The 14,085-nt window shown below is 66.2% G+C and carries 15 protein-coding genes and 1 other RNA gene; 6 read left to right on the forward strand and 10 right to left on the reverse strand.

Annotated features, from left to right (window positions below; translation table 11 throughout):
* The 3 genes from QNJ67_22780 to QNJ67_22790 all read right to left on the reverse strand — a co-directional run.
* Positions 1–641: gamma-butyrobetaine hydroxylase-like domain-containing protein (locus QNJ67_22780; GenBank protein MDJ0611816.1), on the reverse strand; the 641-nt coding region annotated here is incomplete at its 3' end.
* Positions 642–653: 12 nt separating this feature from the next.
* Entirely contained in the window at positions 654–1,589 is a 936-nt protein-coding gene (locus tag QNJ67_22785; protein MDJ0611817.1) for a methylenetetrahydrofolate reductase, read from the reverse strand.
* A gap of 6 nt (positions 1,590–1,595) precedes the next feature.
* Positions 1,596–2,027 carry a hypothetical protein gene (locus QNJ67_22790; protein MDJ0611818.1) on the reverse strand — a complete coding sequence of 144 codons (432 nt, stop codon included), beginning with the start codon at positions 2,025–2,027 and terminating at the stop codon, positions 1,596–1,598.
* Positions 2,028–2,433: 406 nt separating this feature from the next.
* Here QNJ67_22790 and hspQ point away from each other — a divergent pair, with 406 nt between their 5' ends.
* On the forward strand, positions 2,434–2,763 hold the full coding sequence (hspQ, locus tag QNJ67_22795; GenBank protein MDJ0611819.1) for a heat shock protein HspQ: 330 nt from the start codon (positions 2,434–2,436) through the stop codon (positions 2,761–2,763).
* A gap of 200 nt (positions 2,764–2,963) precedes the next feature.
* On the opposite strand, the gene QNJ67_22800 is transcribed toward hspQ, so the two are convergent.
* The 4 genes from QNJ67_22800 to hflK form a co-directional block, all read right to left on the reverse strand.
* Positions 2,964–4,418: a DegQ family serine endoprotease gene (locus QNJ67_22800; protein ID MDJ0611820.1), complete on the reverse strand. Its 1,455-nt coding sequence runs from the start codon at positions 4,416–4,418 to the stop codon at positions 2,964–2,966.
* 130 nt (positions 4,419–4,548) lie between these two features.
* Positions 4,549–4,734 (reverse strand): DUF2065 domain-containing protein, encoded by a 186-nt coding sequence (locus tag QNJ67_22805; GenBank protein ID MDJ0611821.1) that lies wholly within the window; start codon positions 4,732–4,734, stop codon positions 4,549–4,551.
* Between the two features lie 163 nt (positions 4,735–4,897).
* Complete coding sequence (locus tag QNJ67_22810; GenBank protein MDJ0611822.1) at positions 4,898–5,800, reverse strand: protease modulator HflC; 903 nt, start codon at positions 5,798–5,800, stop codon at positions 4,898–4,900.
* 21 nt (positions 5,801–5,821) lie between these two features.
* Complete coding sequence (gene hflK, locus QNJ67_22815; protein ID MDJ0611823.1) at positions 5,822–6,973, reverse strand: FtsH protease activity modulator HflK; 1,152 nt, start codon at positions 6,971–6,973, stop codon at positions 5,822–5,824.
* A gap of 172 nt (positions 6,974–7,145) precedes the next feature.
* On the opposite strand from hflK, the gene apbC reads away from it, so the two are divergent.
* From apbC to QNJ67_22830, 3 genes are read left to right on the forward strand one after another with little or no spacing between them, the layout of a single operon-like run.
* Positions 7,146–8,285 (forward strand): iron-sulfur cluster carrier protein ApbC, encoded by a 1,140-nt coding sequence (gene apbC, locus QNJ67_22820; GenBank protein ID MDJ0611824.1) that lies wholly within the window; start codon positions 7,146–7,148, stop codon positions 8,283–8,285.
* 53 nt (positions 8,286–8,338) lie between these two features.
* The gene (locus tag QNJ67_22825) at positions 8,339–8,827 is read left to right on the forward strand and encodes a YHS domain-containing (seleno)protein (protein ID MDJ0611825.1); all 489 of its coding nucleotides are present in this window, start codon (positions 8,339–8,341) and stop codon (positions 8,825–8,827) included.
* Positions 8,828–8,880: 53 nt separating this feature from the next.
* A complete protein-coding gene (locus QNJ67_22830) occupies positions 8,881–9,267 on the forward strand; it encodes a hypothetical protein (GenBank protein ID MDJ0611826.1) in 387 nt (128 codons plus the stop codon).
* 4 nt (positions 9,268–9,271) lie between these two features.
* Here QNJ67_22830 and thyX read toward each other — a convergent pair whose 3' ends face one another.
* From thyX to QNJ67_22845, 3 genes are read right to left on the reverse strand one after another with little or no spacing between them, the layout of a single operon-like run.
* Positions 9,272–10,204, reverse strand: coding sequence for an FAD-dependent thymidylate synthase (thyX, locus tag QNJ67_22835; GenBank protein ID MDJ0611827.1), 933 nt, complete (start codon positions 10,202–10,204; stop codon positions 9,272–9,274).
* A gap of 22 nt (positions 10,205–10,226) precedes the next feature.
* A complete protein-coding gene (gene rrtA, locus QNJ67_22840; protein ID MDJ0611828.1) occupies positions 10,227–10,901 on the reverse strand; it encodes a rhombosortase in 675 nt (224 codons plus the stop codon).
* A complete protein-coding gene (locus tag QNJ67_22845) occupies positions 10,898–13,012 on the reverse strand; it encodes a VIT and VWA domain-containing protein (GenBank protein MDJ0611829.1) in 2,115 nt (704 codons plus the stop codon). Before QNJ67_22845 ends, rrtA begins: the two co-directional genes overlap by 4 nt.
* Positions 13,013–13,178: 166 nt before the next feature.
* Between QNJ67_22845 and QNJ67_22850 the strand changes: the two genes are divergently transcribed.
* Together QNJ67_22850 and ssrA are read left to right on the forward strand one after the other, a co-directional pair.
* Positions 13,179–13,775, forward strand: a complete 597-nt coding sequence (locus QNJ67_22850) for a TetR/AcrR family transcriptional regulator (protein MDJ0611830.1) — start codon at positions 13,179–13,181, stop codon at positions 13,773–13,775.
* A gap of 25 nt (positions 13,776–13,800) precedes the next feature.
* Positions 13,801–14,085, forward strand: a transfer-messenger RNA (tmRNA) gene (gene ssrA, locus QNJ67_22855); the annotation flags it as partial.

Here is a 14,085-nt window from a genome sequence, read left to right on the forward strand (position 1 = left end):
CGGTAGGGCTCGTCCGTGTGGGGCTGGAGCGCGACCGACATGTCGCCGACGATCTCCGGCTCCGCCTTGCTCTCCAGCTCGAAGATGCCGTAGTTCGTGATGCGCAGCTTGCCGACCAGGGAGGCGACCTCCTCGGTGCGCGAGCGTTCCTTCGGCACGTCCTGCAGGATCACGAAGCCGAGGTCCCGCAAAGTCTCCAGGAAAGCCAGATGGGACGCGGCGTTTCCGGCAACCGCTTGGTAGTCCATCCTGGGCAGGCGATCGGCCATCTCCCGGCCCCAGAGCCTCGGCGCCGGCTTGCGCCGCGCGCGTTCCTCGGGCGAAAGGCAGTGACCGCGCAGCCAGCGAGGCGAGAAGCACGAGACGTGGCCGCCGCCCCAGTCCACCTCGACCGTCCCCTCGCGCAGGACGGCAGCCACGATCCTCGGCCGGGCCGGCTGGTCGGTCAGCCTGGTCAGGCGCACCGCCGACTCGGTCGGGCCGCAGCGCGGACAGCTGCAGGCCTGGAGCAGCCAGACCGAGGGAAAACGACTGCCGTGCCCGTCGCGCCAGGAAACCTGAAGAGAATGATTCAAGGCGTGAAGATCGGCGATGGCGTAACGCCGCGAGTCTTCCGGCGTGACTGTACCCCGCCTTTTCACTGTCCACGCCTTCTAGGCTGTCACAGCCTTCGCAGCCCGCGCCTTCAGGATCCCCGAGTCCTCGATCACCTGGGCGATCGTGTCGGCGCCCTTCATGGGCGCCATGATATGCACGCCCGCCACGCCGGCCATCTCGGCGTAGGTCTGGATCAGCTCGACGCAGATGCGCCGCCCCTCGGCGGCCTGGTCTTCGGCCGCCTCGAGCCGCGCGATGACGCTCTCCGGGACCGTGACACCAAAGAGGTTGTCGTTCATCCAGCGGGCGGAACGGGCTGAAGCGAGCGGGCCGACCCCCACGATGAAGGCGAGCCGCTCGGTCAGGCCGTGATCCGCCAGCCGCTGGAAGTAGCGCTCGGCTACCTCGGGGTCGAACACGAACTGGGTCTGAATGAAGTCGGCGCCGGCGTCGGCCTTGGCCCGCAGGCTCTCGGGCTGCCACCCCTCGGGCGGGTCGAAGGGGGTATCCGCGCCGCCAATCAGAAGCCGCGGCGGCGGTTCGATCGCCCGGCCCGACGGCAGGGTGCCCTGCTCGCGCATCTGCCGAACCAGGGTCATGACGCCGCGCGAATCGAGGTCGTAGACCGGCTTGGCCTCGGGCTGGTCGCCGGCCTCGGGACTGTCGCCGTGCAGGACCAGGATGTTCCGGATCCCCAGGGCCGCGGCGCCGATAAGGTCGCTGGCCAGACCGATGCGGTTGCGGTCGCGACAGGTCACCTGGAGGATCGGCTCGATGCCGTCTCCCACGAGCAGGGCTGCGCCCGCCAGGCTGGAGAGGGTGGCGCGCGCGCCCGCCGCGTCGGTCACGTTGACCGCGTCGGCCAGGCCCTTCAGGGGAGCGGCCCGGCGCAGAAAGACCTCCGGATCGGCCGAGAGGGCCGGGGTGACCTCGGCCGTGACGACAAAGATGCCCTGCTCGAGGCGTTCCGCCAGGGTCCCAGCCGCGGTCATGACCGGCTAGCCCTGGCCCGGCGTCTGGTCGCGGGCGGCCAGGGCGCGGAGCTTGCCGCGCACGGAGCCCGGCTCGAGGGATTCCAGGTAGAGGTCCGGGTTGGACAGCATGTCCTCGACTCGGGTTATGAAGCCCTGACCCACGGTCGAATCGAAGTCGATCTCCCGCAGAATGCGCCGCAGCGCGGAGCTGCCCGCCATGAAGCGCTGCATCTGGGCCACGGTGTCGCGCGCCAGGCCCTCGCCGACACGCCAATCGTCGTTGTAGACACCGGTATCCGTGGGCACGTCCCAGTAGCGCCAGCGCCCCTCGTCATCCAGGCTGACGGTGGGAAACTTGAGCCATTCGCTGGTCCACCATTCCGCATTCGCCTCGGCCGCCTCGACGGCCGCGGCTTCCACACCCTCGGCTTTCGCCGTACCGCCTCGCTTGGACATCAGCCTGCTCCTCGCTCTGGCTCTGGCGCTGACCCGGACTCCCGACCGGCCTAGAGTTACATGGGTCGGCGGGGTCTCGACAAGAAGATTGACAGGCGTCCCGGCTCGGCCGATCGAACCCGGGCCGGCGTCAGCCTGTTGAAATCATTTCCGCTAATACCAGTCAAAATGGAAGTCTTGCATTCGGCTCGTAATTGCGATAACTTAGTATAGAACGGTTAGTACTATATTTTTTATTTTGTTTACCACGCTATTCATTTTCATTGCATTTGGTTGCAGGAACCGTGCTTTGGGTTGTTTACAAGTTGCGGAGGGCTATGAGGCTTGTGCCGACGGAGGGTGCAGGCCAAACTGGGGAAAGGGAGCAAGCACTGGCGGGAAAGGTAACCAGGAACGGGATAACATCATGACCATGAAGATGGCCAAATACCGGATCGGAGAAATCGTTCGCCACAGGTTCTACGCCTTTCGCGGCGTTGTCTTCGATGTCGACCCCGTTTTCTCCAACACCGAGGAATGGTGGGAGGCGATCCCGGAGAACATTCGTCCGGCCAAGGACCAGCCTTTCTACCACCTGCTGGCCGAGAACGACGACACGACCTACGTCGCCTACGTCTCGGAACAGAACCTGATCCCCGACGACAGCGGCAAGCCTGTCTCCCACCCTCAGGTGAGCGACCTTTTCCGTGGGCTCGAAGACGGTCTCTACGTGGTGCGCCAGAATATGGCGAACTAAGGCGCGGTCGGCTCACGAACCACGTTTGCAGCGCAGATTTCGGCGGTTTCTACGACTATCGCGCGCGGCCTATCGTGCCGCGCGCGCCGTCGTTTTCCCCTGAATTCCGCTTGAAGAAGATTGCTCAGGCGCCGCAGAGCGGCTTCGCGAAGCGCTCTACACCATGAGGTTCAGGTCTGCTTCAGGGGCCGGCTGGTTTCTCAGGAGTTATCCAGGCGCACCGCGACCCACTCGAAGTCGCCCTTGCCCTGGCGGAACACCAGCAACGTCACCACACGGTGCCCTTCGTCCTTGGCCTTCTCGACCTTCTCGGAGACATCCGAAGGCTCGTTGACCTCTTCCAGGTCGATTTCGACGATCACGTCGCCCGGCCTAAGGTCTTTCTCCGCGGCGCTGCCGTCGGGAACGACCTCGGTGATCACGACGCCCTTGGTCTTCTCGTCCAGGTCGAAACGCTCACGCAGCTCGGGGGTGATGACGGCGAGGTTGAGACCGAGCGGCTCGACGATTCCGTCGTCGCTCGGCGTCACCGTCGGGGGCGTGCGGGCGGCCACCCGCTCTTCTTCCAGCTCGCCGAGTTTGACGGCCAGGGTGACCGCTCTGCCCTTGCGCCAGACCACCACCTTGACGCGCTTGCCCACCGAGGTTTCGGCGACCATGCGTGACAGGTTTCGGTACTTGGGGACGGGGCGTCCATCGAACTCGAGAATGACGTCGCCCTGCTTGACGCCGGCCTCTTCCGCCGGGCCACCGCTGCTGACCGATGCCACGAGGGCGCCGCGGGCGCTGTCGAGTCGCAGGCCCTCGGCCAGCTCGTCGGTGACGTTCTGGATGCGCACACCGAGCCAGCCGCGCCGCACCGAGCCCATGTCCCGAAGCTGGTCGACAATGTTCGCCGCCAACGCGGACGGGATCGCGAACCCGATGCCGATCGAGCCGCCCGAGGGCGAGAAGATGGCCGAGTTGATGCCGATCACCTCGCCATTGAGATTGAACATGGGGCCGCCGGAATTGCCCCGGTTGATCGCCGCGTCGGTCTGGATGAAGTCGTCGTAGGGGCCCGCATTGATGTCCCGCTGGCGCGCCGAAACGATGCCGGCGGTCACCGTCCCGCCGAGGCCGAAGGGGTTGCCGATCGCGATCACCCAGTCGCCGATCCTGGTGCGGTCCGAGCGGCCCCACCGCGTGGCCGGCAGCGGCCGGTCCGCCTCGACCTTGAGCACGGCTATGTCGGTCTTTTCGTCGCTGCCGACGATGGTCGCTTCGAGGGTCGTGTCGTCGGAAAGACGCACGGAAATCTCGTCGGCTTCGGCGATCACGTGATGGTTGGTCACGATGAATCCGGCCGGGTCGATGATGAAACCGGAACCGAGCGAGTTCTGCCGGCGCTGCTGCGGCCGCTGGCCTCGGCGCTCGAAGAACTCGCGGAAGAACTCTTCGAACTCCTCCGAGCCCCGTCCTTGCTCCACCGCCTGGGTGGTCGAGATGTTGACGACAGTGGGCAGGAGCTCGTCGACCAGATCGGCAAAACTGTCGGGCGCCGGCCTCGCGTGCGCCGAGACAGACAGCATCAGCGCAAACAGGAACAGGGGTACGGCCACGAGGCCAGCCTTCAAACCTTCCGTCGCGCGGCGGTCGATCATCACCTTGGTCACGTTCGTCAACTCCCGATTGGCCCGGCCTTCTACGTGTAAAATCGGCACTCAGCTTACCACAAGCGACTAGGATGTGGCAGCCCGCGCACCCTGATTCAAGCTGGTCGCCGGATGGTGACGGCGGGCGGCGTCAGCCACGCAGCAACCAAACGAAAAACACCCCGATCCCGGCCGAGACCATGCCGGCGACACGCAGGGACTCGGGCGGCACCTCCGACATACGCTCGACGAGCCAACGCAGCCGGTCGGGGAACAGCGCCAGAACCAGGCCCTCGAGGACGAAGACCAGCGCCAGCGCGGTGAGAAAATCGGTCATAACGGCCTGGCCGGCGCGTCCGGCGGCCCGAAGCGGTCCACGGGGCCCCGTACCGGCGCCTCGGCGCCGCGCGCCGCTGTGTTAACGGCGCCGGCACCGGAAGAACTGCTCGTCCGTCGACTCAAAGCCGTGATCAAGAGAACCGGCCTTCTTCCGCAGGCTGCTAGCGATTGGACCCTGCCCCTCCGCGGCCCGTCGAGTCGTTGAAGTAGTTGAAGAACTCGTTGTCCGGCGGGATTACCAGCATGGAGTTCTCCGGCTGGATCGAAGCCTCGTAGGCCTGCATCGAACGATAGAACTCGAAGAATGCCGGATCCTGGCCATAGGCGTCGTTCAGGATAGTGGTGCGCTCGGCGTCGCCTTCGCCGCGCAGGATCTCCGACTGGCGCTGCGCCTCGGCCCGGATCACCGTGGCCTCGCGGTCGGCCTCGGCCGTGATGCTCAGGAAACGCTCCTGGCCCTGCGCGCGAAACTCGGCCGCGTCTTCCTGGCGCTCCGCTTCCATCCTGTTGAACACCGACTGGCTGACCTCTGGGAGCAGGTCGGCGCGCACGATCCGCACGTCGAGGACGTCGATCCCGAAGTTCGATTCTGCCTGCCGCACCTCGGAGTTGACCTGGTCGCGGATCTGCCGCATGAGGTCGGCCCGTTCGGCCGAAAGGATGGTCGTCAGGAACACCTGGCCCAGAACCCGGCGCAGCTTGTCGTTCAGGATCGGCGCCAGCTTCGTTCTCAGGTTGTTTTCCGAGACGGCGACGCGGATGAACTGCTCCGGGTCCGTGATCCTGTAGCGGACAAAGGCGTCTACGACCACGCGCCGCTGGTCGGCCAAGACGATGGTCTCGGCGCTGGGATCCAGGTTAAGCACCCGCCGCTCCAGGAAGGCCACGTTCTGGATAAAAGGCACCTTGAACTTAAGCCCCGGGGTCGTCTCGACCCGCTCGATCGCGCCGAACTGCAGGACGACCGCCTGCTCGGTCTGGTGCACCGTGAAGATGGACTGATAACCGATCACGCCCAGCACCAGGACGATGATGGCGATAATCAGCGGTTTCTTGCCACTCATCTCACTGCGTTCCTTCGATTCTTAGGGCGTCGAGCCGCCGCCGGACGCGCGACGCTCGCCGCGCAGCCGATCGAGCGGCAGGTAGGGCACCGCCCCGGTCGTCGTGTTGTCCATGATCACCTTGTCGGTGTCCTGAAGCACCTTCTGTACGGTCTCCAGGTAGATCCGCCGGCGGGTGACGTCGGGATTTTGCTTGTAGGCCTGGAAAACGCTGACGAAGCGCTGCGCCTCACCGTCGGCCTCCTTGATCACCCGCTGCTTGTAGGCCTCGGCCTGCTGAACCATCCGAGTCGCCTCGCCGCGGGCCTCGGGGATCACGCGGTTCCGGTAGGCGCGGGCCTGGTTGACCTTGGTGTCGAGGTCCTGGCGGGCGCGCTGCACGTCCTCGAACGCGTCCGCCACCTGCCGGGGCGGCTGCACGTTCTGCATGTTGATGCCCGTGATGATGATGCCGGACTGATACTCGTCGAGGATTTCCTGCAGCTTATCGCGGGTCTGTGCGGCGACCGCCTCCTTCTCGGTGCTCAAGGCCGGTTGAATATCGGTTTCACCCATGACCTCACGCATCGCGCTCTCCGCGGCCGCCTTGATCGTGGCCTCGGGGTCGCGAATGTTGAACAGGAACTCGCCGGCGTTGCCGATGCGCCACTGCACCGTGAAATCGACGTCGATGATGTTCTGGTCTCCGGTCAGCATCAGACTTTCCTCGGAGATGTCCGTGATGCCGCGGGTGCCGCCCGAGCCCCCCGGTCGACCCCGGAAGCCGATGTCGATCTGGCGCACCTGCTCGACCTGTGGCGTGATCGCCGTCTCGATCGGGTAGGGAAGGTGCCAATGCAGGCCCGGAGGCGAAAGAAAGTCCTGGTTGACCCACTTCCCGAACTGCAGGACCACGCCCTGCTCGCCGGGATTGACCCGGTAGAACCCGGATATGCCCCATCCGAGAAGCAACAGCGCCAGAACCAGGGCCAAACCGGCACCGGAACTCATCCCGCCCGGCATCATCCGCTTGAAGCGGTCCTGACCCTTGCGGATGAAATCCTCGAAGTCCGGCGGCCTCGGCCCGGCCGGCCCGCCGGGCCCGCCGCCGCCGCCCCAGGGACCGCCGCCTCCTTGGCCGCCGCCGCCCCAAGGTCCGCCTGAACCGCCGCCACCTTGATTCTTCCAAGGCATTGATCTGTTACCTCGTCTCTAGGTCTGGATATCCGGTGCTGCAATGGCGCCCGCTATATCATATATGTCACCGAGGACAAGGCGGATCACGCAGCGTACCAGACACCTAGATGGCGTCTCTCGGGCGCAGTTACATCGGCTGGGGCAAAAAAACTGAGGGGTTTGGTCGGGTATGGCACAGGTAACGGAACAAGAGGTCTTGAACGCGCTGAAGTCGGTCGTCGAGACTGAAAGTAAGCGTGATATCGTGGCTCTCGGCATGATCTCGGGGGTCGTCGTCAAGGACGGCAACATCGGGTTCTCGATCGAGGTCGATCCGCGCCAGGCGGCCGCGCTCGAGCCCCTGCGCAAGGCGGCAGAGCAGGCGGTCCAGGGCCTCGACGGCGTCCTCTCCGTCACCGCCGTCCTGACGGCCCATCGCTCGTCACCCCAGGGCCAGCCCCAGGCGGCAAGCTCTGCGCCCTCGCCGGCGGCGCAGCAGGCCCGCGGGGCGGGCGCCGCCCAGGCCATGGTGCCAGGCGTCCGCTCAATCGTCGCCGTGGCCAGCGGCAAAGGCGGGGTCGGCAAGTCGACCACGGCCGTCAACCTGGCCCTGGCGCTGTCTACGCTCGGCCTGCGGGTCGGCCTGATGGACGCCGACATCTACGGTCCGTCGCAGCCGCGGATGATGGGCATCAGCGGGAGACCCACGTCGCCGGACGGCAAGAAGCTGCGCCCGATGGAGAACTACGGCGTCAAGTGCATGTCGATGGGCTTCCTGGTCGCCGAGGACACGCCGATGATCTGGCGGGGCCCCATGGTTCAGAGCGCCCTGCAGCAGATGCTGCGCGACGTCGACTGGGGCGAGCTCGACACGCTCCTGGTCGACATGCCGCCGGGCACGGGCGACGCCCAGTTGACCATGGCGCAGCAGGTGCCGCTGTCCGGCGCGGTCATCGTGTCGACGCCCCAGGACATCGCGTTGCTGGACGCCAAGAAGGGTCTCAACATGTTCCGCAAGGTCGACGTGCCGGTTCTCGGCATCGTCGAGAACATGAGCTACTTCGCCTGTCCGAATTGCGGCCACGTCGCCCACGTGTTCAGCCACGGCGGCGCCCGGCGCGAGGCCGAGAAACTCGGCATGGAGTTTCTCGGTGAGATGCCGCTCGACATCGAGATCCGGGAGACCTCGGACGGCGGCCGGCCGATCGTCGTGTCCAATCCCGACAGCCCCCTGGCCCAGGCCTACGTGGGCATCGCGGGCCGGGTCTGGGAGAAGGTCTCGGCCGGCCTTGGGGGCGCACGCAGCGCTCCCAAGATTGTGATGCAGTAATCGGAACCGTGAAGGGATCCCGACGCGCGGCACGTCGTAAGGAACCAGCAGCGATGGTAATCAAGGAGCACGAGATGACCGACCAGCCCTGGGCTCGCCGACACATCCTGGCCGCCGGCGCCCTCTTGCCGGTCTTCTTCCTGGCGCGCCCCGCCTCGGCGCTCGAGCCGGTGTTCAGCAGTCGCGGCAAGGCGATACGCGGATTCGACCCGGTCGCCTATTTCACCGAGGGCAAGCCGGTCGAAGGCGCGTCGGACTTTACCCACAGCTGGATGGACGCCCAGTGGTTCTTCGCCTCCGCCGAGAACCGCGACGCCTTCGCCGCCGAGCCGGAGCGCTTCGCGCCGCGCTACGGCGGCTACTGCGCCTGGGCGGTCAGCCAGGGCTACACCGCGTCGATCGACCCGGAAGCCTGGTCGATCGTCGACGACCGGCTCTACCTCAACTACTCCAAGTCGGTGCGCCGCCAGTGGGAGAAGAACATCCCGGGCAACATCTCCAAGGCGAACCGCAACTGGCCCCGGCTTCTGGCGGAAGGCTGACCGCCGCCACACCGGAGCGCGCAGGAAGTCCCGCCCCCAGAAAGTTCTGCCCGATGAGCGGAAACGAGCCGTCGGTCTACGAAGCGCTGCCCGCTGAGCTCCGGCACTATGTGGACGCGCTGGCCGAGCACGCCGAAACGGCGCTCTGGCCGGAGCGGCGCGCCGCGCTCACCAGCTTTTGGCGCGGCGTCAGTCAAGGTGACCCGGCCGACCATCGGGCGGTCGTTGCGGTGTTGGGCCTGGAGCTGGCCGAGGAAACCGATCCGGCGGAAGCGGTCTTCAGGGTGGTGCTGACCGCCTACCTGGAGCTTCTGGCGGACGAGGGCGTGAGCAACGCGGATCAGGCGGTCCTTTTCCGTCTCTCACTCGACCCGTACCGCCAGGCGCTGGCGGAGCACTGGTTCGAGGCGCACCCGGATCACCCCGAGGCGGGATCGTGAAGGGCTAGCTGTCCCGTCCGAGCGCCGCCATGAGCTCGCGCCACTCGCGCTTCGAGAGGCCCGAGTCTTCCTGCTGCACGGCTTCGCCGTCGATCATGCGTTTCACCACGGCCACTGCCGGCCCCGAGAGCGCGACCCCGGTCGTCACCTGTTTGACGAAGGATTCGCAGGCCAAGGGCACCCAGCGCTTGACCGTTTCCAGAAGCACGTCGGCGTAGGCGCGGATCTCGTACTGGGCGTGGGGGTCGGCGCGCAGGGCGACGAAATGCAGCAGGTTGTGCAGATCGCACTTCCAGTACCACTGCGTATAGATGTTGATTGGCAGGTTCATGCGCGCCAGCTCGCGCGCCAGGCCCGAGCGGTCAGGATCAGTTACGGCGCCGTCGGCGCTTTCGTTGAGCATCTCCTCGTAGTGGTCGTAGCAGCGCGCCGAGTCCTCTTTTAGCAGGGACAGGACACGCGCGGCCTCCTCGCCCTGCAGCACGTCGCCGCGGCCCTGCCGGTTGCTGGCCGACTGGGCCGCCAGATGCTCTGGCGCCGGGATGTAGAACTCCCGGTCGAGTACCGAGTAGCGAGCGGAGTATTCGTTGACGTTGGCCGTCCGGTGGCGGATCCACTGCCGCGCGACGAAGACCGGCAGCTTCACGTGGTACTTGATCTCGCACATCTCGAAGGGCGTGGTGTGCCGGTGGCGCATGAGGTAGTCGATCAGACCGGCGTCCTCCTGCACCTTCTTGGTGCCCTTGCCGTAGGACACCCGCGCCGCCTGAACGATCGCTGCATCGTCGCCCATGTAATCGATCACGCGGACGAAGCCGTGATCGAGGACCGGCAGAGGCTGGTAAAGGATGTCCTCGAGCGCCGGGACGGTGGCCCGGCGGGTCTGAAAGGCCTCGCCGCGTTGGGCTTCCACCTCGGCCGCCTGGGCGGCCGTCAGCGCGGTCCTGCTGTTCTGATTGTCACCCAAGCCTTGCTCTTACCTTTCTTCGACCCACGGTGCCGGAGAGTTTAGCCGACCCTCCGGAGTCGCCCGAAACAAATCTCCACCACAAGCAGAGCCAAAACAGGACGCCCGCGGCAATACCGGCAAGGTGAGCACCGGGAACGGTGTCCCAGCCGCCGCTCCAGAAGAGCGAACTGCCGAGCCATGCCTCACCGCCGATTTTCGCCGTGGCGGCCACGATGGGCAAGAGCGCGAGCATGCTGCGGGTCTTCCGCCAGAGTTCCAGGGCGAGAAGCACGAAAAGCGTGTTCAGCACGCCGGAGAGGCCGCAGTAGCGCTCCCAGCCCGGCTCGACCCAAAGCAGCCAGAGATCGACGGAGATCATACCCGCCAGCACGGCACCAAGGTAAGCAACCGCGCGAGGCCGAACCAAACCCTCATAGGCCGCCCCCAGGATCAGCAGTGCGGCCAGGTTCCAGACTAGGTGGCCACTGTCGGCATGCACCAGATGACCGGTGACCGCTCGCCACAGCTGACCGCCCAGGAGTGCGTCGCGATCGTAGATCAAGACTGTCGACGCCGGCCCGAGCACGACGTGAACCAGAAGCAGGGCTGCAGCGAACCCGATGCTGATCCAGGGCAGCCCCGAAGGGCTGCCCTGGACAGCTGGCGAATGCACTTTGCTGTTCATCGGGTTGCGGGACCGAGGCGGCCCCGGGTGCGCCATGCCAAGGCGGCGAGCAGAAGCACCATCAGCAGTCCAAACAGGCCGACCGAGCCGGCGCCGCCGCCCGAACCGCCACCTGACCTGCCGCCGAGGCTCGGCCGCTGGCCCTGGAACATCGGCGCCGCCTGGTCGACCCGCCTGCTCTGAGCTGGATCGCTGGCCCGCTGCTCGGCTGCTGCCTTCTCGACCGCGCGCCGGGCCTGGTTGCCGCGCTGGATGTTGAGCTGCTGAAACACCTCCTCGCGCACGACAACCATGGAGGTGTAGGGCGTGACCAGGCCGTACTCGACGCCAAGGCCGACGACGGCCTGCTCCAGGTCGGCGTCGGCGCCGAAGTCTTCGAGCTCCTGGAGATACTCCTCGATGGCCGCGAAGGCCCAGAGCCGCTCGATCTCGGGGTTGCCCCTGGCTACCGCCGGGAAGTCGAAGCGGGTACGATACTCGACCGGCCGCCCCGAGATCCGGGCCTTGAGCGTCACCTCGGCCGGACCTTCTCCCCGGTAGTGGCCGAACAGCGCCAGCTGCTGGCCCCGATAGAGGCTGCCCAGGCGCGCCGGGGCGAGATCGGCCGTCTCGACGCCGTCGATCTCGATCTCGACCCCGTGCATCGCCTCGTGGGTCACCTTGCCCACGGCGTTGAGCACGGCGCCCAGCACGTCGTCGCTGTTGGAGACGCTGACCGCCGTGCCGCCGGACTCGCGGGTCATGGCTTGCAGCAGCGGCCGGTTGGCGCTGTTGCCCATGATGAAGGTGAAGAGCCGGATATCCTGTTTCCCGATCAGTTTCAGGAAGGCGCGCTGCTCGGTCTCGCCGACGTTGGCGACGCCGTCGGTTACCAGCAGGACCGAGGTCGTGCGATCGTCGTCGAGACGCCGCAGCCCCTGCTGCAAGCCGGCGTAGAGATTGGTGCCGTTATCGGGCTGAAGCGTCGCCAGATCCCCGATCGCGCGGGTGACGTTCTCGGGCGTGGCGGCAAGATAGCCGCCGGTGAGGTCGCGGGCCGTCCTGTCGAACAGGACGATCGAAAAGCGGTCCGAGGGCCGCAACCGCTGCAGGCCCTCCTCGACCCCGGCAACGAGGGTATGCCACTTGCCCGACATGGAGCCGGACTTGTCCAGCACGAACATCCAATCGCCGCCCTGGGCGATCGGCTTGAGCGCCTCACCCGGGGTCACGACCAGCATGAAGGTTCCGCGCCTGGCGCCGGGCTCTCGGTGTGCAACCAGGTCCACGCTGGCCGGCTGCCCCACGGCGTGACGCCAGTAGACCAGGATGTCGGTGTCGAGGCGGAACGCCGGGGTCGTGGCGGCCGGCCGCAGGGCGACTCCCTCCGATTCCTCCTCCGGCAGCGCCGCTGCCGTGAGAACGCCGTTGTCCAGGTGGATCCGCCAGCTGCCGTCGGGCTCCTTGGTCGCTTTCGCCCGAGGATGCGCCGGCAGGCGCACCGCCTCGACCGGGGTCGCCGATCGCAGGTGGAGATCGAAACTGAAGCGGCCGGTCACGGTCTCGTTGGCGGTCCAGAAGGCCAGCTTCTGCTCGTCGACACCGCCTTCCTCCAGCGGGTAGACGAAGCGGCCGACGCCGGTGTCGACCTGGGCCGGCTGGATATAGGCCAGGCGGATGGCGACGTCCCGGCCCGCGCGCACCGGCCAGACGCTGATGTCGAAGGTCTTGTAGGAATCCTGCTCGGCCAGGGCGGTCTCGTTGCCCGCCGCCTTCTGGTCCTCGTAGACCTGGCGCGCCCGCTCCTTGGCCAGCACCTCGCCGGAGACCGGCTGCCCGTCGATCCAGTAGGTGAACTCGGCCACGGCGGCCTTCTCGGGCACGGGAAAGCTGTAGATCGCCTCGAGATCGCGGCCGTGGGGATTGTGGAAGACCTGTTCGACGGTGGTCACCGCGTAGCCGTCCTCGATCACGACCTTGACCTCGTGATCCAGGATTTCGAGCGGCGGCAAACCGCCGCCGTTTGGGGTCAGCAAGCCGGCGGCCCGTGCCGACGCCGACCAGAGAAGCAGCAGCGCCAGCGCTGCGGCCAGGGCGCCCAGAGCCAGCCAGTTGGGCCATTTTCTCAGCATTGTCCTTCTCCCTCGCGGTTGCTTGACTGAACGGTGTTCAGAAAAATCGCTAAAGAAAGGCGGCCGCCGGCCGCAGTAATTGAACGGTGTTCATTTCTAATCTAGTTGACAGGCCGAAATCGTCAAGCGATTTCTAAACACCGTTCAATATTATTGGATTCCTGCCGTGGGAAGACGTCACGACCACAGCCCGGAAGCCCTCAAGGCCCTGGTGCTGTCCGCCGCGCAAGAGATCCTGAAACGCCATGGGCTCTCGGGCCTGACGGTCCGGCGCATCGCCGAGGAGATCGGCTACTCACCGGGGACGCTCTACAACCATTTCGATAACCTCGACGACCTGTTGCTGCAGGTGAACGCCCAGACACTGGGCAAGCTGCTGCAGCGCCTGGTCGAGGTCTCCCGGCAGGAGGGCGCCCCCGAGGCCGTGCTGCGCGCCATGGCGCGGGCCTACATCGAGGAATCGAGGGCCGAGCCTGCCCTCTGGGCGGCGATCTTCGAGCACCGCATGGCCAGGGATGGCATCCCGTCCTGGTATGCCGCCTATCTCGTCCGGCTCTTCGAGCCCCTGGAGCAGGCGCTGTTGCCGATCCTGCCGAACTCCGAGAGGGCCCGCTACCGGACCGCGCGCGTCCTCTGGTCCGCTGTCCATGGCATCACCCTGCTGGCCGCGCGCGGCAGCCTCGACTTGGTCGCCTCGATCCCGGCCGAGGAGATGGCCGATGAGCTGGTTGCGACCTTCCTGGCCGGCCTGAAGTCCGACTGATTGAACCGCTCTCGGAGCCAACTGTTAACTTTGAACCAAGGCCTGATCGGCTTATATTAGAAGTGCCGGCTCGCCGGCTACGGTGCTAAACGGATTGGCGGAATAAGCGGAGCGGACCCGGGGGCAGTACCCGGCGCCTCCACCAAAATCCGGCCCGGAACCCCGGGCGGACGATTGCGGGGGCGAACCAGGATCGACGCACGTGGTAAAGGCCTCTTCGGTACCCGGTATGGTTCCGCCGTTATCGGGCCATGACAATAGTTGCGAATGACAACTATGCTGAGGCGCGCCTCGCCGCTTAATTGCGGCT

It is taken from the genome of Kiloniellales bacterium, from assembly GCA_030064845.1.
Taxonomy (GTDB): domain Bacteria; phylum Pseudomonadota; class Alphaproteobacteria; order Kiloniellales; family JAKSDN01; genus JASJEC01.

Coding starts and splice junctions, on each gene's coding strand:
- hflK (MDJ0611823.1), bottom strand. CDS start 6,973: ATGCCTTGGAAGAATCAAGGTGGCGGCGGTTCAGGCGGACCTTGGGGC.
- hspQ (MDJ0611819.1), top strand. CDS start 2,434: ATGACCATGAAGATGGCCAAATACCGGATCGGAGAAATCGTTCGCCAC.
- QNJ67_22825 (MDJ0611825.1), top strand. CDS start 8,339: ATGGTAATCAAGGAGCACGAGATGACCGACCAGCCCTGGGCTCGCCGA.
- QNJ67_22785 (MDJ0611817.1), bottom strand. CDS start 1,589: ATGACCGCGGCTGGGACCCTGGCGGAACGCCTCGAGCAGGGCATCTTT.
- apbC (MDJ0611824.1), top strand. CDS start 7,146: ATGGCACAGGTAACGGAACAAGAGGTCTTGAACGCGCTGAAGTCGGTC.
- QNJ67_22790 (MDJ0611818.1), bottom strand. CDS start 2,027: ATGTCCAAGCGAGGCGGTACGGCGAAAGCCGAGGGTGTGGAAGCCGCG.
- QNJ67_22830 (MDJ0611826.1), top strand. CDS start 8,881: ATGAGCGGAAACGAGCCGTCGGTCTACGAAGCGCTGCCCGCTGAGCTC.
- QNJ67_22810 (MDJ0611822.1), bottom strand. CDS start 5,800: ATGAGTGGCAAGAAACCGCTGATTATCGCCATCATCGTCCTGGTGCTG.
- QNJ67_22845 (MDJ0611829.1), bottom strand. CDS start 13,012: ATGCTGAGAAAATGGCCCAACTGGCTGGCTCTGGGCGCCCTGGCCGCA.
- QNJ67_22805 (MDJ0611821.1), bottom strand. CDS start 4,734: ATGACCGATTTTCTCACCGCGCTGGCGCTGGTCTTCGTCCTCGAGGGC.
- rrtA (MDJ0611828.1), bottom strand. CDS start 10,901: ATGAACAGCAAAGTGCATTCGCCAGCTGTCCAGGGCAGCCCTTCGGGG.